Source organism: Halorussus sp. MSC15.2 (genome assembly GCF_010747475.1).
Taxonomy (GTDB): Archaea; Halobacteriota; Halobacteria; order Halobacteriales; family Haladaptataceae; genus Halorussus.
In genome coordinates, this window is record NZ_VSLZ01000002.1 from 128,976 (window position 1) to 149,500 (window position 20,525).

The window sequence follows — 20,525 nt, forward strand, 5'->3', positions numbered from 1 at the left end:
CAGAGTGAGAGACGACAACGAGAATAGAACGACGACCACCGATAGCGTGGGGTCAGACGGTACTGATTCACGGACTATTCGGAGAGCCGTTACGACGAGTCCGAAACCACCCAATCCGAGCAACAGTCCGCCAGCGATAGTGTAGAGAAGTTCCGAAACGGTGTCCGCGAGTCTGACGAGTTTGGAGGGACCCGTGGTCATATCTCAAGACAACCGTTACACCTACGCCAAATTAACGGTCTCCTGATAGCTCCCGTACTCGGTCTCGAACACCTGCATGATTTCGCCCATCGTCGCGTAGGCCTTCACCGCGTCGACGATGGCGGGCATCACGTTCTCGCCGTCGTCGATGGCGTCCTGCAGGTCGTCCAACGCGGTCTCGACCGCGGCGTCGTCGCGCTCCTCCTTGACCTCGGCGAGGCGGTCGAGTTGGCGCTGTTGGGTCTCCTCGTCCACCTTGAGGATGTCGGGTCGGGTGTCTTCCTCCATCTCGTACTTGTTGACGCCGACGACCGTCTCCTCGCCCGCCTCGACGCGCTCCTGATACTCGTAGGAGGCGTCCTGAATCTCTCGGTGGAAGTAGCCCTGCTCGATGCCTTCGAGGACGCCGTCGCGGACCGACCCGTCGCCCATCTCCTTTATCTCCTCGATGTAGGTCATCGCCTTCTCCTCGACCTCGTCGGTCAGGCTCTCGACGGCGAACGACCCGCCGAGCGGGTCGGCGATGTCGGCCGCGCCCGACTCGTCGGCGATTATCTGCTGGGTGCGGAGCGCGACCCGAACGGCCTTCTCGGAGGGGAGCGCGAGCGCCTCGTCGAAGCTGTTGGTGTGGAGGCTCTGGGTGCCGCCGAGGACCCCGGCGAGCGCCTGAATCGTCACTCGGACCACGTTGTTCAGGGGCTGCTGGGCGGTCAGGCTCTGGCCCGCGGTCTGGGTGTGGAACTTGAGTTGCTTGCTGGCCTCGGCCTCGGCACCGTACCACTCGTCCATGACGTTGGCGTAGATGCGCCGGGCCGCGCGGAACTTGGCGACCTCCTCGAAGATGGAGTTGTGGGAGTTGAAGAAGAAAGAGAGTTGCGGGGCGAACTCGTCCACGTCGAGACCCCGCTCCATCACGTCCTCGACGTAGGCGAACCCGTCGGCGAGCGTGAACGCGAGTTCCTGCACTGCGGTCGAACCGGCCTCGCGGATGTGGTAGCCCGAGATGGAGACCGGCTTGAACTTGGGGGTCTCCTCGACGGCGAACTCGATGGTGTCGGTGACGATGTCGAGGCTGGGTTCGGGCGGAATCACCCACTCCTTCTGGGCGATGAACTCCTTGAGCATGTCGTTCTGGAGGGTGCCTCGAATCTCCTCGCGGGGGACGCCCTGTTTGTCGGCCAGCGCGATGTACATCGCGTAGATGACCGGCGCGGAGGGGTTGATAGTGAAGGAGGTTGAGACTTCGGCGAGGTCGATGCCGTCGAACAGAATCTCCATGTCACGGAGGGTGTCCACCGCCACGCCCTCCTTGCCGACCTCGCCGTCCGAGAGGGGGTCGTCGCTGTCCTTGCCCATCAGACTCGGCATGTCGAACGCGGTAGAGAGACCGGTCTGGCCCTCGTCGATGAGGTAGTGGAAGCGCTCGTTGGTCTCCTCGGCCGTGCCGAACCCGGCGAACTGGCGCATCGTCCACGTCCGCCCGCGGTACATCGTGGGGTAGACCCCGCGGGTGTAGGGGTCCTCGCCGGGGAAGCCGAGGTCCTCCTCGTAGTCGATGTCGGCCACGTCGTCGGGGGTGTACAGCCGGTCTACTTCGAGGTTCGACACCGTGGCGAACCGGTCCTTGCGCTCGCCGTAGGCGTCGAGTACGGGACCGAGGGTCTCTTCCTCCCACTCCTCCTTCGCGTCGCGTATCTCCGCGAGGTCGTCCTCGTCGTACATGCGTTCAAGTATTGCCCGAAGGATAATGAAGTTGCGTGAATCGCGGTGCTTCAGGCGACGCGGCGACGGCGCACGAACAGTGCGAGACCGAGGAGTAGGACCGCCGCGACTCCGTAGCTGGCGACCGTGTGCGGCGGCGCGCTCGTGACCCCGGAGTAGTCTATCGCCGTCGTCCGGTTCGCGGGACCGAGATACCACAGCAGGAGATAGCCGATTTCGAAGAGTCGCGACGACTTCGAGACGACGCCCGCGGCGAGCGCCAGCGATGGGACGAAGACGACGCCGACCGCCAGTGCGGCCAATCGCGTTGCTTCTCCGGTCAGCGCGAGTCCGGCCGCGGCCGGGGCCACGAAGAGTACGGCGACGACGACGCCCGCCAGCCACGTCGCGGCGAGTTGCGCGACCGGGTAGTTCGACGAGAACACCAGCGACTCGGTGCGGTAGCGGTGTTCGCGCGCACCGAGTCCCGACCAGACGAACATCGGCCACACCCACGCGACGACGAGGAGGCCGCCGGTCGCGGCCTGGGGTCCAGCGACGAGACCGCCGCCGACGAGGACGGCCGCCCCGAGATACCAGAGCTTCGACCGGCCCCGAACCGCCATCCGGAGTTCGGCCCCGAGCAGTCGGAGCGGTCGCATCGATTGTGCGGCTCCGTCGAACTCGGGAAGATTCGCGACCGAGTCGCCGGTCGAACCGGCGGTCGCCGTCTCCTCGTCGCCGGTGGGGTCGGCCACAGAGCGGTCGTCCGCGGGCGAGTCGCCGCCGGTCGCGTCGCCGCGTCCGAGGAGCGCCGACAGTCGGGACGCACCCGGCAGGGTCGGCCCCGCGGCGGGGTCGAATCGGCGGAAGGGAACCGCCGCGATGGCGATGAGCGCGACGGCGACCGTCAGATAGGCGACGCGGTGGACCAGCAGTTCGCGAGTCACGTCGAGACCGCTCCACCGGAAGGTTCCGACCGACCCGGCGACCTGTCCGAACACGTAGCCGCTCCCGTCGTAGGCCGGATGTTGGGCGACGAGTGCGGTCTCCATGCTCTCTTTGACCAGCGTCCCGCCGAGCGGGTCGACCGGCGACTGGACGACGAGGACGACGAGGCCGAAGAAGTAGACGACGTTCCCCAGCGACCCGCGGAGGACGGGCGTCGTCTCGAAGAGGACGGCCACCGCGGCGACCAACGCGGCGACCGGAAACGCGACGAAGACGAACGGCACGACGACGTCCGAGACGACCACGGGTCCGGTGCCCCGAAGCCAGAGGAGCGCGACGACCGACCCGGCCATGACGACCATCAGCGACGCGAGGACCGCGAGGTTGCTCGCCCATTTCCCGAAGAGGTACTCAAGGTCGCTAATCGACGACGAGGCGACGAGCTGGCCGGGACCGTCGCCTTCGTCGCGGGCGACCGCGTCTTTGACGAGGTAGAAGCCGAACACCGCCATCGCGGCGCTCGCGGTGAGCGCCATCACCGTCCCAATCCACGCGGCGTTGTAGACACCGCGATACCGGGGGTCGCCGAGGACGAGTTGGACGTCCCCGACCGTCGTCAGGTGACCGAGATAGACGCTTGCCACGACGACGGCGAACAGTCGTCGGTCGCGGACGCGCGCGAGGAAGTCGGCCTTGGCGACGTGGTAGCACTTCCGAAACACGTCAGACCGCTCCTCGACCTCCGAGTACCGAGAGGTACGCATCTTCGAGCGACGGGTCGACCGGCGTCGCGTCGGACGCGGGCGCGGTCGGCGACACCGCGCGGACCCGTATCCCGCCGTCGCTCCGGGCGGTCTTCGTCACCGAGTACTCGGCCTTGACTGCGTCGAGGTCGTCGGTCGACACCGTCCACTGCCACACGTCGCCCTCGACCTGCTCGATTAGGCCTTCCGGTGTCGTCTGCGTCTGGAGTCGGCCCTCGTCGAGAATCACGAGGTCCGTCGCGGTCGCCTCGATGTCGGAGACGATGTGAGTCGAGAGCAACACGATTCGGTCCTCGGACAGGTCGGCGACGACGTTCCGGAACCGGACGCGCTCCTCGGGGTCGAGACCCACCGTCGGTTCGTCCACGACCAGCAGGTCCGGGTCGTTCAACAGCGCCTGCGCGATGCCGACGCGTTGGCGCATCCCGCCCGAGTACGTCTCCAAACGTCGGTCGCGCACGTCTTCTAGGTTCGTAAGCGCGAGGAGCGCGTCGATGCGGTCGGTCGCGACGTCCGAGGGCATCCCTTTCAGCGCGGCGACGTATTCGAGGAACTCCTCGGCGGTCAGGCTGGGATAGACGCCGAAGTCCTGTGGGAGGTATCCCAACACCGACCGCAACTGGTCGGGGGACTCCGTCACGTCGGTTCCGTTCCACCGAATCTCACCCTTCGTCGGTTTCGTGACGGTAGTTATCATCTGCATGAGCGTCGACTTGCCGGCGCCGTTCGGCCCGAGGAGTCCGAAGACGCCCGGTTCCAACTCGATGCTCACGTCTCGAAGCCCCCATACATCGGGACCCCAACGCTTTCCAAGGTTCGAAAGGGATAGATGCATCGTTCCTTCCATCGATTTTATCGCGGATTGTATTTGTTGTTCATGTTTCCGTGGGTGAATTACCGGTCTCGAATCGCGTCGATGGTCTCTCGGCAGGTCTCGGTGGTCGGAGAGAGTAGTTGTTCCGCGAAGCTCTCCTCGTCGTGGTCTTCGTCCATCGAGAGATACACTCGCTTCTCGTCGGTCCAGAAGCCGAACTCGCCGTCCGGGCGTTGCTGGGCTTCGAGGAATTCGACCGCGAACTCGAAGACGTCGGGGTAGGCCGCCGCTGTCGGTGTGTCCGCGAGGTCGCGGAGTCGGTCCGCGCTCTCTCGCAGGTCGTAGTCCGCCAGCGAGTCGAACACCGCGCCGAGTTCGTAGAGGTTCTCGGCCTCCTCGTCGTAGTTGAGGTCGCGTCGGTTCTCCTCGCGGTCGATTTCGGGCCACGCCTCGCCGAGGATGCGACCCATCGACGCCGCGACCAGCGTCGGGTGATAGTGTCGTCCCCACTTCGCGCTTTCGTCGTCCCACGTGCCCATATCTAGGTCCGTGAGTCCGTCCGACTCGGCAACCGCGCTGATGGGAAGGCCGTCGGCGGGACTCGGCACGTACCCCTCGTCCGCGACCTGTTCGAGGAGCCATCCGAGGGCGAACCGAGCGAGTCCCGGCGGGAGTTGACGCTGGAGCGCCGCGGAGTAGAGGAGTTCGCCCACTAGGTCACAGTCGTCGGCCGCGATGAAGCGCAGAAGCAGCCCGTGGAGCGTCTCGGGGTGGTCGTACGACACCGCGTCGCCGGGGAACCCGTCTCCGGGGTTCCCGAAGTTGTGGTAGAACAGGAAGTTGTGAGTCAGCGCGTACACCTCGCGCCGAGTCATCTCGACCGGATTCAGCCGATAGCTCGCACAGCTCTGGTCCACGAGAGCGTCGAAGTCAGGCGTGTCGTACGGGACGTCGTAGCCGTACATCCGTGCGAGGTGTTGGAGGTCGAGCTTTCGGAACGGCGGGAGTTCGGTCGCCCACACCGTCTGACGGTCGAGGGTCCGGTGTAGCATCTCGCGGGCCTCGTCCGAGAGTTCGCCGTGGGTCGATGCGTAGACGAGGGGATACCCGAACTTGTGGACCTCCTGAGGGTTGCGCGCCAATAGCTGCTGGTACTCGAAGTCGTTCGACCGCTCTATCAGTAACTGCTTCAGCCGTTCTGCTCTCGGTTCGCCCTCACGCTCGGCGACGTGGAGGTAGAGCGCCGACTCGCCGAAGGCCTTGCGGCGAACGCTCCGCTGCTCGATGTCGCCCCAGTTCATCGGGTCGAACTGGTCGGCGTGGGCCTCAATCCACTCGTCCGCCCGGACCGTGAGGTCTCGAAGTTCGGACTCGAACTTCGAGGCGGGGACGGGGTCGGGCATAGGGGTCGTTTCGGCTTTCATACAACTATTCTAATACCCACATCATATTTAATCTTCGATATTTGCGAATACGTATTATGTGGAGGTCCCGCGATTCTACCCACGGAGTATCGCGAAAAATTTTGCGGTTACGTCGCTGAAGTGCTACGAATCCGCCGGTTCAGTTCTTGACGTCGTAAACGTAGCTGCCACCGACGAAGGTGTAGTCTTCGGGGTTGGTGATGGTGCTGGTCTGTGCGACTTCGGTCAGGTCACTGAGGGAGATGTTGTTACTCATTGGTTAGTCCTTGACGTAGAGCGTGTGGTTGTCGCCCGAGTAGATGTAGTCCTGCGGGTTGGTGATGCTGGTCTGTGCGACTTCGGTCAGGTCGCTGAGGGAAACGTGTTCAGACATTGGTTGTCCACGGCGGTGAGTGTCACCGCCATATCATTACCTGTTCTGTTATATGTTAAATCTTTCTGTTATAAAATATTTTATTCATGTGGACAGAAGAAAACCTAGTCGTCGCTCTCGTCGAGAACGCGGTCTATCGGTCGCTGCCGGTCGTACTTGATTATGAACGCGCCTTTCTGGCCGTTGAACACGTACGACCGCGAAAAGGGGATTTTCACGTGGAGTTTCTCGGTCAGACTCTTGAGCGTAACGTCGTCCGGTTCGCTCACTCGCTCCTCGTCGCTCATTGATATATCTATGTTATTATAATAACTTAAAATTTGCCAAAATTTTAGTATTCGCCCAGTACGCCTCGCTCACGCGCCGTCCGCTGGACGAACCGAAACGCGCCGTACCCGATTCCGAGGTAGACGACGCCCACGGCGACGAGGAGTCCGAGGTCAGCGGCCGGGAGCTCCAGCAGGCTCTTTTGCTGACCCATCGCCTCGCGGAGCAGGTAGCTACCGAGCGAGAACGGCGCGAACTTGAACAGCGGGAACTGCTCGACGGGAGCCGCAACGAGACCGACGAACGCGAACTGCATGAGTTGGAACGCGCTCTCGACCCGTTTGTACAGGAGGGCGAGACCGCCGAAGATGTACCCCAGTCCGACCGCGGGGGCCAGCGTCAGGACGACTATCGGGACGACGGTGAGGGGGTCGAGGCTCAGCGCGACACCGCCCGACACCACCTCCATCGTCGCGAGCATCAAGACGAGCAGCGTCGTCGAGACGAGCAGGCTCACGGCGACGTTGACCACTGTCTTGACGCCGACGACTCGGTCGAATCCGAGCGGTGACATGTAGAGCTGTTCGAGCGTCCCCCACTGGGCTTCGTTCGTGATGTTACCTGCGATGGACGAGTAGGCGCTCATGATGAGCATCCAGAGGAAGTATCCCACGATGATGCCGTCTATCGACTCGGTGATGGCCGCGCCAGCGACCTGTTGGCCGCCGAAGAACATGACCGCGAACAGCATGTACATGCTGACGATTTGGGCGACCGTGTTGAAGAGGTAGCGCCGCATCAGGATGAGCGACTTGAACAGCGACGCTCGCGTGAAGAGGTAGAGATGTCCCGCGCTCATGCTCGGGTCTCCACCATCTCGGGCGCGTCGTCCGTTCTGGTCTCGTCGGCGCCGTCGGCGGTCACTTCGAGGAAGACCTCTTCGAGGTCGGGTTGGACGACCGACACCGACCGGGGCGTCAGGTCGAACTCCTCGAGAACGGCCATCAGGTCGTGGACCCGCTCGCGTTCGGTCATCGAAACCTCACAGACCATCCAGTCGCCGCGCTCGCGCCACTCGTTCACGTCGAACTCACGTTCGAGCGCTCGCTGCGCCGCCGTCGGAGCGTCGTCTTCGACCACGACTTCGTACGATTCGGTCTGGAACAGGTCTACGAGTTCCGAGACGGACTCGTCGGTCACGATTTCCCCGTCGTCCATGATGATGACGCGGTCACAGAGGTCCTGCACCACGTCCATGTCGTGGCTGCTCAGGATGACCGTCCGATTCTCCTGAGTAACGAGTCGGTCGAGTTCCTGCCGTAGGTCGTGAGACGCCTCCACGTCGAGTCCGAGCGTCGGTTCGTCCAGAAAGAGGACCGGCGTCTGGCGGACGAGCGCACAGGCCAGTGCAGTCTTCTGTTTCATGCCCCGCGAGAGGTTCTTGACCACCTCGTCGGCCTTGTGGTCGATGTTCAGTAATTCCAGCAACTCCTCGTGCTCCTCGCGGTGGTCTCGCGGGTCGATGCCCTGTAGCTGCGAGAAGAACGAGAGGTTCTCCTTGACTGTCAACCGCCAGTAGACGTTTCGAGCGCCTTCGAGGACGGCGCTCACTTTCCGGTAGGTCTCGCTGCTCTCGTCGTGGACGTTCACGCCATCGACTTCGACGTCACCCTCTTCTGGAAGGACGATACCGAGGATGGATTTGATGGTCGAGGTCTTTCCGGCTCCGTTCGGTCCGAGGAGTCCGACGACGGAGCCGCGTTCGACGGAGAACGACACGTCGTCGACGGCGACCACACTGCCGTCGCCGTACGTCTTTCGGAGTCCATCGACCGAGAGGACTGGATTTTCCTGTCTGTGTTCTGGTGAATCCATGCTTATGGAAATAGGGCAGGGACGTGTAAAATTTTCCCATCCGACCGTTCGACTCTCCAGTGAACGTCGGCGGTCGCTTCGTCACGTCGGAAAACGCAGGGCGTACGAAACTCGTCCCGACTCGACCCCGCCGCGGCAGAGAAAAGAGCTATTGCAATCGCTTCGTCGTCTCCACGAGGGGGTGGCGAGCGTAGTCCACGACCGTCACGTCGTCCAGCGAGTCGAGACCCTCCTTCTCGGCGGTCTTCTCCATCCCGAGTTCCACGTCCTCGTCCACGAGGATGACGTAGGCGTCCATCTCCTCGACGTCGAGTCTGTCGGCCGCCATCACGCGGTGGTGGCCGTCGGCCAGCAGGAAGTCGCCGCCGGCGCTGTTCGGCGCGGCGTCTATCACGACGAGCGGTTCGGCCAGTCCGCGTTCGAGTTCGTAGGTCCGGCCCTCCAACTCGTCGGCGTAGACCTTCCCCTGCGTCGGGGTGAGGTCGTCTAGCGGGACCTCCTTGCGGGTCTGTTCGACCTCGGTGTCGTGGATGGATTCGAGGGTCCGCATGAGTTTACCGACCTTCTCGGGCGTCGCTCGCTCTATCTGGGAGCGAATCACGTCGGTGTTGGAGATGATGCCCACGAGGTTGCCCGCGTCGTCCACCACGGGGAGTTTCTGGATGCCCGACCGGAGGATGACGCGCGCGGCGTCGTTCACGTTCATGTCGGGGTGGGCCACGATGAGGTCCTTGCTCATCACCTTGAATATCGGTTCGCGGTCGTCGGCGAGCAGGAGGTCGCGCGCGCTGACGAATCCCTCGACCCGCCGTCCGTCACAGACGGGGTAGCCGTTGTGTTCGTCGCTCTCGACGATGCGACGCGCGACCTCGTCCACGGTGGCGTCGGGCGATACCGTCGCCACGTCGCGGGTCATGTAGTCTTTGACCTTCGGCTTGCCGTCGGCAGTCCCGCCGTCCGCTACGGCCACGTCCATGACTGGTTGGATGCGGTCGCGGGTCAAAAGGATTCCCGCTTCACGTCCCGTCCGAGACCCCTCCCGGTGCCGTCAGTCCTCGCGTTCGACGACGGTCGTTTCGAAACTCGCCTCGCCGCCCCGGGCGTACTCGCTGTCGGTCTCTGGCGACGACTGAATCGTCTCGAAGAAGCGGTCCGTAATCACGTCGCTGACGATGTCGGTCAGCGAGGACTCCTCTTCCTTCTCGACTTCGCCGAGCAGACCGAGCGAAATCTGAGCACCCGCCATGTCGGCGTGGCCGCCCGCGCTCCCGATTTGGCCGAACGCCGCCCGCACCGTCTCGCCGAGGTCGATGGCGGTTCCGCGGGCGCGCGCGGAGACGAACACCGTCCCGTCGCGGAACCCGTACACCAGCGTCGTGGTTATCCCTTCCATGTCGAGGAGTTGGTCGGCCGCCTGCGCGAGCGCGTCGCGGTCCGAGAGCTTTCCGACGCAGGTCGCCAGCACGGTGCCTTCGACCCGGCGGTTGTCGATGGCCCGCGCCATCGTCTCGAACGTGTCGGCACTGACCGACGGACTCTCGACGCGCTCCAGTGTCCCAACGTCGGCGTGGGGAAGCAGGAAAGAGGCGGCCTCGAAGTCGGCCGTCGAGACTTCCCGGGAGAAGTCCTTCGTATCGACGCGGATACCGTAGAGGAGACCGGTCGCCACCGACTCCGAGAGGTCGATACCGAGCCGTTGGATGTGCTCGGACAACAGGGTGGAAGTCGCACCGACGTCGCTCCGGAGGTCCACGAACCCCGCTTCGACCGGTTCCTTCGGCGGGTGGTGGTCCACCACGATGTCCACGACGGTGTCGGTCGGGAGTTGGTCGTTGACGCCGGGGCGAGAGTGGTCCACCAGCGCGATGCCCCCGAACTCCGAGAGGTCGAGTTCGGGTCCCGCCTCGAGATTCCGGAGGTCCAGTTCGAGCAGGTTGACGAACGCCCGGTTCTCCTGATGGGATATCTCGCCGAAGTAGCAGGGAACCGCATCGACGCCGACCTCCTCCGCGATGCGACAGAGCGCCACCGCGCTGGCGATGGCGTCGGGGTCGGGGTTGTCGTGCATGAAGACGGCCAGCGTCCCGTCTATCGACCGGAGCGTCCGCTGGAGGTTCGCCGTCAGGTCCGCGTGTTCGCCGAGCGAGACCCCCAACACCTGCTGGACGATGGCCTCGTTCGGGTCGATGACCCGGTCGGCCAGCGCGACGATGCGCTCGCGCTGGTCGGAGTCGTAGTCTCTGCCGAGGTAACTGACGACGTACGCGTCGGGGAACAACTCGACCGCGAGTTCCGTGGCTCGCCGATTGGTCTCGGAGTCGCAGTCCGCGACGACGACCATGTCGGGTTCGTCAGCGCTCGCTCGCACCGTCTCGCGGTCGGTCGGGTCGCCGAGCGTCGCCGACACGCCCTCCTCGCGGAGCGCCTCGATGCGGTTCTCGGCGTCGTCGACGACCAACAGACTCCCGGGACCGTCGGCTAACGCCTCTACGATGTTCTGACCGACGGTTCCACACCCCAACACCAACCGGGAGACCATCCTAATCCGCGCTTTCTGTTGCGCGGCCTAAAGTCTACCGTCTAGCGGCTAAAATCGGTACTCGCTCGCGGTTCCTCGGTTGCGTCAGTGGGTTCCCGTGGTCGCAGGCGGTGTCGTTCGGTTCCGGCACTGGGCGATTCTCCGGGTAGACGAGCGTTACACTGCGGGACCCGCCGTCCCGCGACTGCACGACAGTTCGGTCGCGACGGGCGGTTCAGTCGTGCCGTAGCGTCCGAGTCCTGCGGCTACGTCGAAACAGCGTCAAAAAACGATAACGGTTCGACGTCGTTCTACGCCACGAGCGCCGCCGCGGCGTCGGTGGCGTACTGCCAGACCGGACCGAACCCGGGGAGCAGCAGCACCGTCACGACCGCGGCCGCGGCCAGCGCGGCGTAGAGACCCACGGGCTTGGACTCGATGTCGAACTCGCCCGAGGAGTCCTCTATCCACATCGCCTTCACGACCCGCGAGTAGTAGTACAGCGACAGCGCGCTGTTGATGGCACCCACGGCGGCGAGCCACCAGAAGCCCGCGCCCACGGCGGCCGCGAACAGGAAGTACTTGCTCACGAAGCCGCCGAACGGCGGGAGTCCCGCGAGGCTGAACATGAAGACGGTCATGGCCACGCAGGCGAACGGCGCTTGCGTGGCGAGACCGTTGTAGTCCTCGAACGTCCGGCCGACAGACCAGTACTCGGCGAGGGCGATGAACAGGAACGCGCCCGTGTTCATGAACCCGTAGACGAGCAGGTGGGCCATGCTCGCGCCGAGGACGAACTGGTCGTTACCGCCCGACAGCGCCGCGAGACCGATGAGCGCGTAGCCCGCGTGCCCGATGGACGAGTACGCGAGCATGCGCTTGACCTCGTCTTGGGTCGCGGCCGCGAAGTTACCGAGCGTCATCGTCACGACAGCGAGAATCTGGGCCGCGAGGACCCAGTCCACGCCCGCGGTCGCGCCCGTGACGAGTTCCTCGACCGGGAACGCGACAGTGAACACGCGGAACGCAACGGCGAACCCGGCGGCCTTCGAAGCCGACGAGAGGAACGCCGAGACGGGCGCGGGTGCACCCTCGTACGCCTCGGGTGCCCAGAAGTGGAACGGGACCGACGCGGTCTTGTACGCGAACCCGCCCAGCATCATCAACACGCCGAGACCGAGGACGCCCGTCAGCTCCGTCCCGCCGACGCCGCTGGCGATTTCGGGCAGCAGCAGCGAGCCGGTGACGCCGTAGACGAGGCTGACGCCGTAGACGAAGATGGCCGACGAGAGCGCGCCGATGAGGAAGTACTTCAACCCGGCTTCGACGCTCCCGCGGTTCTTCTTCAGGATGGCGACCAGCGCGAACGACGGCAGGCTGGAGAGTTCGAGGCTGACGAACACCACCGCGAGACTGTTCGCGGCGGCCATCAGCGTCATGCCCGTCGCCGCGAGGGTGACGAGCGCGTAGTACTCCGCCTGATACGTGTGGTCGCGCATGTAGTCGTAGCTGGCGACGCAGACCAGCGTGGTCACGCTGGCGAACACGAACGCGAAGAACAGGCTCATCGTGTCCACGACGAGCGAGTTCTGGTAGAGCCGAATCGGCTCCGCGCCCGTGCCGGCGAACAGGTACCACGCCGAGAGACCGACCGCGACGAGCGACCCGAGGGTCGCCGTTCCGGCCAGCAGCCCGCGGTTAGTCGAGTCCGAGAAACTGTCGATGACCAACAGGAGCAGTCCCGTCAGTGCGAACGCCAGCGTCGGACCGAGCGCCATCCACGTCGGAAGTTGGAACGCCATCTATACACCACCTCCGGCCGCCGGAACCAGCGGATTCACTGCGTCCTGAATCATCGTGTAGAAGATGCTCGGTTCGACGCCCAGCAGGATGACCAGCAGGATGAGGACCACGAGGGGGGCCACGTCGTGGAACGAGGCCGGACCGACCTCGTAGTCGGTCTCCAACTCGAACGGACCGAACAGCGTGCGCTGCATGGCGAACAGCAGGTAGCCCGCGACCACGACGATGCCGAACATCGCGGCGGCCGTGAACCACACCGAGCCGGCGAACGCGCCGAATGAGCCGAGGAAGATGAACAGCTCCGCGGCGAATCCGGCCATCAGCGGCAGGCCCATGTAACCGAACGCGCCCGCGACGAACACGGCCACGGTGATGGGCATCTTGCTCGCCAGTCCGGACATGTCCGAGACCATCCGGGTGTGAGTCGTGTTGTAGATGACGCCGACCGACATGAACATCAGTCCCGAGATGAGACCGTGGGCGACCATCTGGAAGGTCGCACCGCCCATGCCGTACAGCGTGTAGGCGACGAGACCGAGGATGACGTACCCCATCGAAGAGACCGAGGAGTACGCCACGATGCGCTTGAGGTCCGACTGAGCCAGCGCCAGCATCGCGCCGTAGATGACGCTAATCACCGCGAACAGCGCGATGATGGGCGCGTTGTTCTGCGCGACCTCCGGCAGCATCGTGAAGTTGAACCGGAGCAGGGCGTACGTACCCATCTTCAGCAGGACCCCGGCAAGCATGATGGAGACCGGCGTCGGGGCCTCGACGTGGGCGTCCGGCAGCCACGTGTGGAACGGAACGACCGGGACCTTCACCGCGAATCCGGCGAACATGGCGACGAACGCCACCGTCTTCAGGGTACCCGCGCCGACCGGTCCCAGACTACCGAGTTCGCCCGCGCGTAGCGCCTGCGCGACGGCGGGCAGGTCGAGGGTCGTCACCGAGTCGCCGAGACCGAACACCAGCGCGATGAACCCGATGAACATCACGAGCGAGGCGATGTTCGTGTAGACGAACATCTTGATGGCCGCGTACTTGCGGCGCGGACCGCCCCAGACGCCGATGAGGACGTACATCGGCACCAGCACCATCTCCCAGAAGACGAACCACTGGAAGAAGTCGAGCGCCGAGAAGACGCCCAGCAGGCTGGCTTCGAGGAAGAGCATCAGGCCGTAGAACTGGCTCTGACGCTCGTCGATGGGTGTCCACGACGCCAGCAGCGCCAGCGACGTGAGTACCGTGGTCAGCGCGACCAGCGGCATGCTGATACCGTCGAGACCGACGTGCCAGTTGAGCGCGTACGGTCCCGCCGTGACCCACGTGAAGCTCTCTTCGAAGGCCAGTTCGCTACCCTCCAAGAGGGCGTTACCGCTGGCCTCGTACGTGCTGTACATCCAGAGGCTCCCGGCGAGCGGGAGCAGACTGAGCGCGAACGCGAGCTTCTCCGCCACCTTGTTCGGGGCGACGAACACCACGAGCGCGCTCAGCATCGTGACCGCGATAAGTGCTTCAATCCACATTCAGAACCAACCTCCCACGAGACCGATGGCGACGAGCAGCACGACGAAACTCGCCGTCAGCAGGAAGGCGTAGTTCGACACCACGCCGGTCTGGATTCGCCTGATGCGACTCCCGCCGAACAGGCTCACGCTGGAGACGCCGTCGACCACGCCGTCGATGACGCCTTGGTCGAACTTGTCCGCGGCGCGGGCCAGCGGCAGGGTGAGACCCTCCGCGAGCCAGACCTGATACTCGTCTTGATAGTAGTTGTTGAACAGCACCGTCTTCGCACCGCCGAGTTTGTCGGTGTGCTCCTCGGGCGAGGGAACGGCGTAGAGCTTCCACGCGAGTCCCGCGCCGGCCAGCGCGAGCGCCAGCGAGACGAGACCCGGAACGATGGGCGACAGTTCTGCGTGATGGACGCCCGCCTCTTCGAGGATGTGCGTGTAGGTGTGGACCGACGTCGCTTCGAGCGAACCGCCGAGCCAGTTGTGCAGATACTCGATGTGGAGTCCCGTCACGTCGGCGACCGGGGTCATGTTGACCAGACCGGCCACCGCCGCCAGAATCCCGAGGACGGCGAGCGGGAACTTGACGTTCCAGCGCACGCCGTGGGGGTCGCGGGCGGTGTCGGTCCGGGGTTCACCGTGGAAGGTCAGCGCGACCATCCGGAAGGTGTAGAACCCGGTGAAGAACACCGCGAGCAGTCCCATCGCGTAGGCCGCCAGTAGGATGGGGTTCTCCATCCCGCGGGCGAGCGCCTCGTAGAGAATCTCGTCTTTCGACCAGAAGCCGGAGAACGGGACGATGCCCGCGAGCGCGAGCGACCCCGAGAGGAACGTGTAGTAGGTCACGGGCATCCGGTCTTTGAGACCGCCCATGTCCCACATGTCCTCGTTGTGGTGCATCGCGATGATGACCGACCCGGCACCGAGGAACAGCAGCGCCTTGAAGAACGCGTGGGTCATCAGGTGGAAGGTCGCGGCGACGTACCCGCCAGCGCCCAGTCCGAGCATCATGTACCCGTACTGGGAGATGGTCGAGTACGCCAGCACCTGCTTTATCTCCTTCTTGACGACGCCCATCGTCGCCGCGAACAGGGCTGTGAAGCCGCCGACGAACGCGATGAGCGCCAGCACCTGCGGCAGGAGGGCGTAGAACCCGTAGATGCGCGCGACGAGGTAGACGCCCGCCGCGACCATCGTCGCCGCGTGAATAAGCGCGGAGACCGGGGTCGGACCCTCCATGGCGTCGGGCAGCCACGTGTGCAGCGGGAACTGCGCGGACTTACCGACGACGCCGCCGAGGATGAGCAGACCCAGAACCGCGAACCAAGCCTGCGGGTCGAGACCGAGATACGTGGTTATCTCGCCCGTGTGGCCTTCGAGCAACGCCTGTTCGGCCATGTGGGGGAACGAGTGGACCGCGTGTTCGCCCTCGCCGCCGACGAACATCGACGTGCCGAAGGTGGCGAAGACGCCGACGAGGCCGACGAGGAAGAAGTAGTCACCGAAGCGGGTGACGAGGAACGCCTTCTTCGCCGCGCTCGGCGGCGCGTCGTCGCGGAACCAGAAGCCGATGAGGAGCCACGAACACAGGCCCACCAGCTCGAAGAACATGAACGCCATCAGGAGGTTGTCCGCGAACACGAACGAGAGCATGCTCGCGGTGAACAGACCGAGTCCGGCGTAGTACCGGGGCAGGCCCGTCTCTCCTTCGTCGTTCATGTACCCGAGGCTGAAGATGTGGACGAGGAACGCCACCAGCGAGACGATGATGAGCATCATCGACGACAGCGGGTCGACGAGGACGCCCAGATGGAGGTCGAACGTCGCTTCGCCAGCGCCCGCGACCCACGTGATGTACTCGTGGTAGGTCTCGCCGCCCGACACCGTGAGGAAGACCCACAGCGACAGGAGTAGCGAGCCACCCGTGGCGAGGATGCCGGGAATCGCGCCGCCCTTGGGGAGCAGTCGCGGGGCGAACGCGCCGACGAACAACGCGATTAGGAACGATACGAACGGCAGGGCCGCGATGGCCGGAGTCAGTTCGAATGGGAGTGCTGCCATCGTTTCACCACCTCATCGTTGCCGCTTCAGTTACGTCCACGTCTGCGAAGTTGCGATACAGGACGAGGATGATGCCGAGACCGACCGCGACTTCGGCGGCCGCCAGCGCCAGCGTGAACAGGCTGAACGTCTGGCCCGTCAGGTTACCGTGGAACCGCGAGAACGCGACGAGGTTGATGTTCGCCGCGTTCAGCATCAGCTCCACGCTCATCAGGAACAACAGCGCGTTCCGACGGGTCAGGATGCCGAAGATACCGATTGCGAAGATAGCGGCCGAGAGCAGGAGGTAGTACTGTATCGGAACCATCACTGCTCACCTCCGTCCGCTTTGCCCCCGTCCGCGACGACGTCCTGCGTGGAGGTCTCTTGCTCGACCGCGTCCGAGCGAAGCGCCGTCGTTATCTCGCCGCCTTCCTCGCGTCGCGCCAGCATGACCGCGCCGACGAGCGCCGCGACCAGCACGAGGTCGATAATCTCGAACGGAATCAGGAATCCCTCGCTCGGGATTGCGTTCTCCGCCGGGATGTTGAACATCGCGTACCCGATGCTGGCGGTAATCGACGCGCCGTCCGGGAAGCCAGCGGCCTCGCTGAACTCGGCACCGACGAAGACCCACGCCAGCACTCCGAACAGCGCCACCGCGGCCACGCCGGGCCACTTTCGACCTCTGTCGTCGATGCCGACCTCGGGTTCGGTACTTACTTCGCGCCGGTCCCTATCGTCGTCGTACTTACTCATACGTTCGATACCTCCTCTGTCTTGGCCTGGCGCGTCAGCATCACGGCGAACGTGATGAGGACGAGTACCCCGCCCACGTAGACGAGGACCTGCATCGCTGCGAGGAACTCCGCCTGCAGCATCACGTAGTGGACCGCGACGGAGAGTAACGCGACACCCAGCAGTAACGCCGAGTGCCAAATGTCCCGCACCAGGACGACGCCCAGACTGCTCGCTATCGTGACGAGAGCGAACAGCCCGAACGTGAGTGTCTCGTATGCCATTTCAGTCACCTTGAAGTTCTCGTAATCGGCCTTTTAACGTTTCGAGACGGACTTACTGGTAGTCCACCTCACCCTCGCCTTCGCCAATCCACGCACCACGGTCGGGTTCGCGGGATTCGAGGGGGTCGATGTCCTTGTACCACGGGACGTTCTTCAACTGTTCTTTGTTGTACACGAGGTCGTCTTTGGTGTCGCCCGTGAACTCGAAGTTCTCCGTCAGGAGGATGGCGTCTACCGGGCAGACCTCCTCGCACAACCGACAGTAGACGCACTGTCCGATGTGGAGGTTGTACTGCTCGCCGTTGCGCTGGTCGTCCTGAACGATTTGAATCGTGTCGTTCGGACAGACGTTCTCGCACTGGCGACACCAGATGCAACGCTCCTGACTGAACTTGTGGACCCCGCGGAATCGGGGGCTTACTTCGGGAGCCACGTCGGGGTACTCGACCGTGAACGTGGACCCGTCCAGTGCGTGCTTCAGCGTCGTCGCCATTGATTTGAGGACTCCAATCATTAGAGCATCACTCCAACGATGATGGCCGTCAGGACGAGGTTAGCGAAGCTCAGCACCAGCATGCCCTTCCAGCCGACTTCGATGAGTTGGTCGATGCGAAGACGCGGGACCGCCGAGCGCGCCCACTGCGTGAACAGGAAGACGGCCCATATCTTGACCACGAACCAGACGAAGTTCAGCGACTCCGGCAGGAACGGGCCGCTCGGACCGCCGAGGAAGAGGGTCGCGATGATTGCGCCCCCGAGGAAGATGTGGAGGAACTCGCCGAGGTAGAACAGCACGAAGTACACCGACGAGTACTCCGTCTGGTACCCGGCGACGATTTCGGTCGGGGCCTCCGGGATGTCGAACGGGTTCCGACGACCTCCGCGAGGTTCGCGACCACGAACAGCACGAACGCGAACGGGTTCACGAATGCGAACCACGACGGAATCGTGATGCCCGCGAGCGTGAACAGCGGTTCCTGCTGTGCCGCGACAATCTGGCTCATCTGCAGCGAGTCGGTGAACAGCACGACCGACGCCGCGGTCACGACCAGCGGAATCTCGTAGGCGATGTTCTGCGCGATGGCGCGGAGACCGCCCATCAGCGAGTACTTGTTGTTCGAGGCGTAGCCGGCCATCGCCAGCGCGAGCGTGGCGATGGAGGCCACCGCGAAGACGTAGGCCATCCCGATTTCGGGGTCGGCGAGGTGGAGATTGACGCCGAAGATGTGACCCATCGGGATGACCGCGAAGCCGAGCAGTGCCGACCCCGCCATCACGATGGGCGCGAGGTCGAAGGCCGGACGGTCGACCCCGTCCGGGATGATGAGTTCCTTGCTCAGCAGGCGGACCGCGTCGGCCACGATGATGAGCAGACCGGCGGGACCGACCCGGTTGACCGCGATGCGGTCGGTGAACGCTGCGGTTATCTTCCGCTTCGCCCACGGACCGGCGACGCCCGTCATCGCCAGCATGATGTTGCCGATGACGAACGCCGCGAGGAACGCCGCGACGGCCTCCTGCCACGGAGCCATGTTCGCGCCGAACAGGAACTTGCCGATGGTCTCGGGGAGCAGCGGTTCCGCCTGTCCCTGGAGGGGGACCAGCGCCGTCATCAGCGGTCCACCTCCCCGAGAATCACGTCGAGGCTACCCAGTGCGGCCACGAGGTCGGGCACGTACTCGCCCTCGGCCATCGCCTCCAGCGAGTGGAGGTTGTTGAAGCACGGACTCCGAATCTTGAACCGGCCGGGCTTGTCGGTGCCGTCCGACCGGATGTAGATGCCGAGTTCGCCCTTCGCGCCCTCGACCGCCCGGTAGACTTCGGTGTCCGGGTCGGGCTTGAGGGTCCGCGGGACGTTGCTCTGGATGTTGCGCTCGTCCTCGGGCCAGTCTTCGAGCAGGTCGACACACTGGCTGATTATCTTGGCCGACTCCTCGACCTCGCGCATCCGGACGAGCAGTCGAGCGAAGTTGTCACACCCGTCCTCGGTCACGACGTCCCAGTCGAGTTCGTCGTAGTAGCCGTAGGGGTCGTCGCGACGCAGGTCGTAGTCGATGCCCGACGCGCGAGCGACCGGTCCCGTACAGCCGTACTGCTTGGCCGTCTCGGGTTCGAGGACGCCGGTGTCGATGGTCCGCTTCTGGAATATCTCGTTGCTCGTGATGAGGTCGTGGTACTCCTCCAGCGTCTCGGGCAGGTCGTCGATGAAGTCCCGGACCTTCCCGAAGAACTCCTCGCGGGGTTCGGGCAGGTCCCAGACGACCCCGCCGAGGCGGAAGTAGTTGAACATCATGCGCTGGCCCGTCAGGTCCTCCAGAATGTTCTGGACCTTCTCGCGGTCGCGCATGGCGTACATGAAGATGGCCGTGAAGTCGCCGTAGATGTCCAGACAGAACGTCCCGAGCGCCAGCATGTGCGCCGCGATGCGGCAGAGTTCGGCGCTCATCGTCCGGATTATCTGGGCGTACTCGGGCACCTCGATGTCGTTGAGGTCCTCCGCCACGCGAGCGTAGGCCCACTCGTTGAGCAGGCCCGCTGAGGAGTAGTCCCACCGGTCGGGGTACGGCATAATCTGGTGGCGGTAGGTGCCCTGCTGGCACATCTGCTCCTCGCAGCGGTGGAGGTAGCCGATGTCGGGTTCCACGTCCGCGACCTGCTCGCCGTCCAGCACCGTCTTGACGTGGAGCACGCCGTGGGTCGCCGGGTGGTGCGGACCGATGTTCAGGAACATCGTGTCCGACTCGCTGTCCTCCTGACTCTCGGCAAGCGGATTGACGTGCTCGTCCAGCGTGACGAGCTGGGGCTTATCTTGGTCGTAGTCCGAACTCAGCGGGTGACCCTGCCACGTCTCGGGCAACAGGATGCGCCGCAGGTCCGGGTGGTTCTCGTAGTCGATACCGACGAGGTCGTAGGCCTCACGTTCGTGCCACTCCGCCGTCTTGTACACCGACGCGGCCGACTCGCTGGTCGGATTCTCCGGGTCGGTCGGCACGACCACGCTGACCTCCTGGGTCCGGTCGTCGTACTTGGTCAGGTGGTAGATGCTCTCGTAGCGGTCCTCGTAGTCTTGGGCCGTGAGCATCGAGAGGTGGTCGAACCCGGCCTCGTCGCGGAGGAGTTCGAGCGTCTCCTCGACCTCGTCGGGGCGGACGACGAACCCCTCGGCGTTGAGGTGGGTCTCGCGTCGAATCACGCGGTCGCCGAGCAGGTCCTCGATAGCGTCGTAATCGACGCCCGCGACCTGCATCTCCTCGG

The 20,525-nt window shown here is 64.3% G+C and carries 17 protein-coding genes and 1 pseudogene; all 18 read right to left on the minus strand.

The window, feature by feature from the left end; translation table 11 throughout:
• Nucleotides 1-222 precede the first annotated feature (222 nt).
• Nucleotides 223-1,923, minus strand: a complete 1,701-nt coding sequence (locus FXF75_RS07840; protein WP_163521348.1) for a methylmalonyl-CoA mutase — start codon at nt 1,921-1,923, stop codon at nt 223-225.
• Between the two features lie 50 nt (nt 1,924-1,973).
• Complete coding sequence (locus FXF75_RS07845) at nt 1,974-3,617, minus strand: ABC transporter permease (RefSeq protein ID WP_163521349.1); 1,644 nt, start codon at nt 3,615-3,617, stop codon at nt 1,974-1,976.
• The gene (locus FXF75_RS07850; RefSeq protein WP_163521350.1) at nt 3,577-4,452 is read right to left on the minus strand and encodes an ABC transporter ATP-binding protein; all 876 of its coding nucleotides are present in this window, start codon (nt 4,450-4,452) and stop codon (nt 3,577-3,579) included. Before FXF75_RS07850 ends, FXF75_RS07845 begins: the two co-directional genes overlap by 41 nt.
• A 59-nt stretch (nt 4,453-4,511) precedes the next feature.
• Nucleotides 4,512-5,855, minus strand: a complete 1,344-nt coding sequence (locus FXF75_RS07855; RefSeq protein WP_163521351.1) for a DUF6895 family protein — start codon at nt 5,853-5,855, stop codon at nt 4,512-4,514.
• A 477-nt stretch (nt 5,856-6,332) separates the two neighbouring features.
• Complete coding sequence (locus FXF75_RS07860; protein ID WP_163521352.1) at nt 6,333-6,515, minus strand: hypothetical protein; 183 nt, start codon at nt 6,513-6,515, stop codon at nt 6,333-6,335.
• Between the two features lie 44 nt (nt 6,516-6,559).
• Nucleotides 6,560-7,354, minus strand: a complete 795-nt coding sequence (locus tag FXF75_RS07865) for an ABC transporter permease (protein ID WP_163521353.1) — start codon at nt 7,352-7,354, stop codon at nt 6,560-6,562.
• Complete coding sequence (locus FXF75_RS07870) at nt 7,351-8,370, minus strand: ABC transporter ATP-binding protein (RefSeq protein WP_163521354.1); 1,020 nt, start codon at nt 8,368-8,370, stop codon at nt 7,351-7,353. The genes FXF75_RS07865 and FXF75_RS07870 overlap by 4 nt, the downstream gene beginning before the upstream one ends.
• Nucleotides 8,371-8,518: 148 nt before the next feature.
• A complete protein-coding gene (locus FXF75_RS07875; RefSeq protein ID WP_163521355.1) occupies nt 8,519-9,346 on the minus strand; it encodes a CBS domain-containing protein in 828 nt (275 codons plus the stop codon).
• 72 nt (nt 9,347-9,418) lie between these two features.
• Nucleotides 9,419-10,909 (minus strand): DHH family phosphoesterase, encoded by a 1,491-nt coding sequence (locus FXF75_RS07880; RefSeq protein ID WP_163521356.1) that lies wholly within the window; start codon nt 10,907-10,909, stop codon nt 9,419-9,421.
• A 290-nt stretch (nt 10,910-11,199) separates the two neighbouring features.
• Nucleotides 11,200-12,690 carry an NADH-quinone oxidoreductase subunit N gene (locus tag FXF75_RS07885; protein WP_163521357.1) on the minus strand — a complete coding sequence of 497 codons (1,491 nt, stop codon included), beginning with the start codon at nt 12,688-12,690 and terminating at the stop codon, nt 11,200-11,202.
• Complete coding sequence (locus tag FXF75_RS07890) at nt 12,691-14,220, minus strand: NuoM family protein (protein WP_163521358.1); 1,530 nt, start codon at nt 14,218-14,220, stop codon at nt 12,691-12,693.
• A complete protein-coding gene (gene nuoL, locus FXF75_RS07895; RefSeq protein WP_163521359.1) occupies nt 14,221-16,269 on the minus strand; it encodes an NADH-quinone oxidoreductase subunit L in 2,049 nt (682 codons plus the stop codon).
• 4 nt (nt 16,270-16,273) lie between these two features.
• Nucleotides 16,274-16,576, minus strand: a complete 303-nt coding sequence (gene nuoK, locus FXF75_RS07900) for an NADH-quinone oxidoreductase subunit NuoK (protein ID WP_163521360.1) — start codon at nt 16,574-16,576, stop codon at nt 16,274-16,276.
• Nucleotides 16,576-17,007, minus strand: coding sequence for an NADH-quinone oxidoreductase subunit J (locus FXF75_RS07905; protein ID WP_240334576.1), 432 nt, complete (start codon nt 17,005-17,007; stop codon nt 16,576-16,578). Before FXF75_RS07905 ends, nuoK begins: the two co-directional genes overlap by 1 nt.
• On the minus strand, nt 17,004-17,270 hold the full coding sequence (locus FXF75_RS07910; protein WP_163521361.1) for an NADH-quinone oxidoreductase subunit J: 267 nt from the start codon (nt 17,268-17,270) through the stop codon (nt 17,004-17,006). Before FXF75_RS07910 ends, FXF75_RS07905 begins: the two co-directional genes overlap by 4 nt.
• Nucleotides 17,271-17,322: 52 nt before the next feature.
• Complete coding sequence (locus FXF75_RS07915) at nt 17,323-17,784, minus strand: NADH-quinone oxidoreductase subunit I (RefSeq protein WP_163521362.1); 462 nt, start codon at nt 17,782-17,784, stop codon at nt 17,323-17,325.
• Nucleotides 17,784-18,802, minus strand: a pseudogene (locus tag FXF75_RS07920) (NADH-quinone oxidoreductase subunit H). Before FXF75_RS07920 ends, FXF75_RS07915 begins: the two are co-directional and overlap by 1 nt.
• 80 nt (nt 18,803-18,882) lie before the next feature.
• On the minus strand, nt 18,883-20,517 hold the full coding sequence (locus FXF75_RS07925) for an NADH-quinone oxidoreductase subunit D (RefSeq protein WP_375335535.1): 1,635 nt from the start codon (nt 20,515-20,517) through the stop codon (nt 18,883-18,885).
• Nucleotides 20,518-20,525 lie beyond the last annotated feature (8 nt).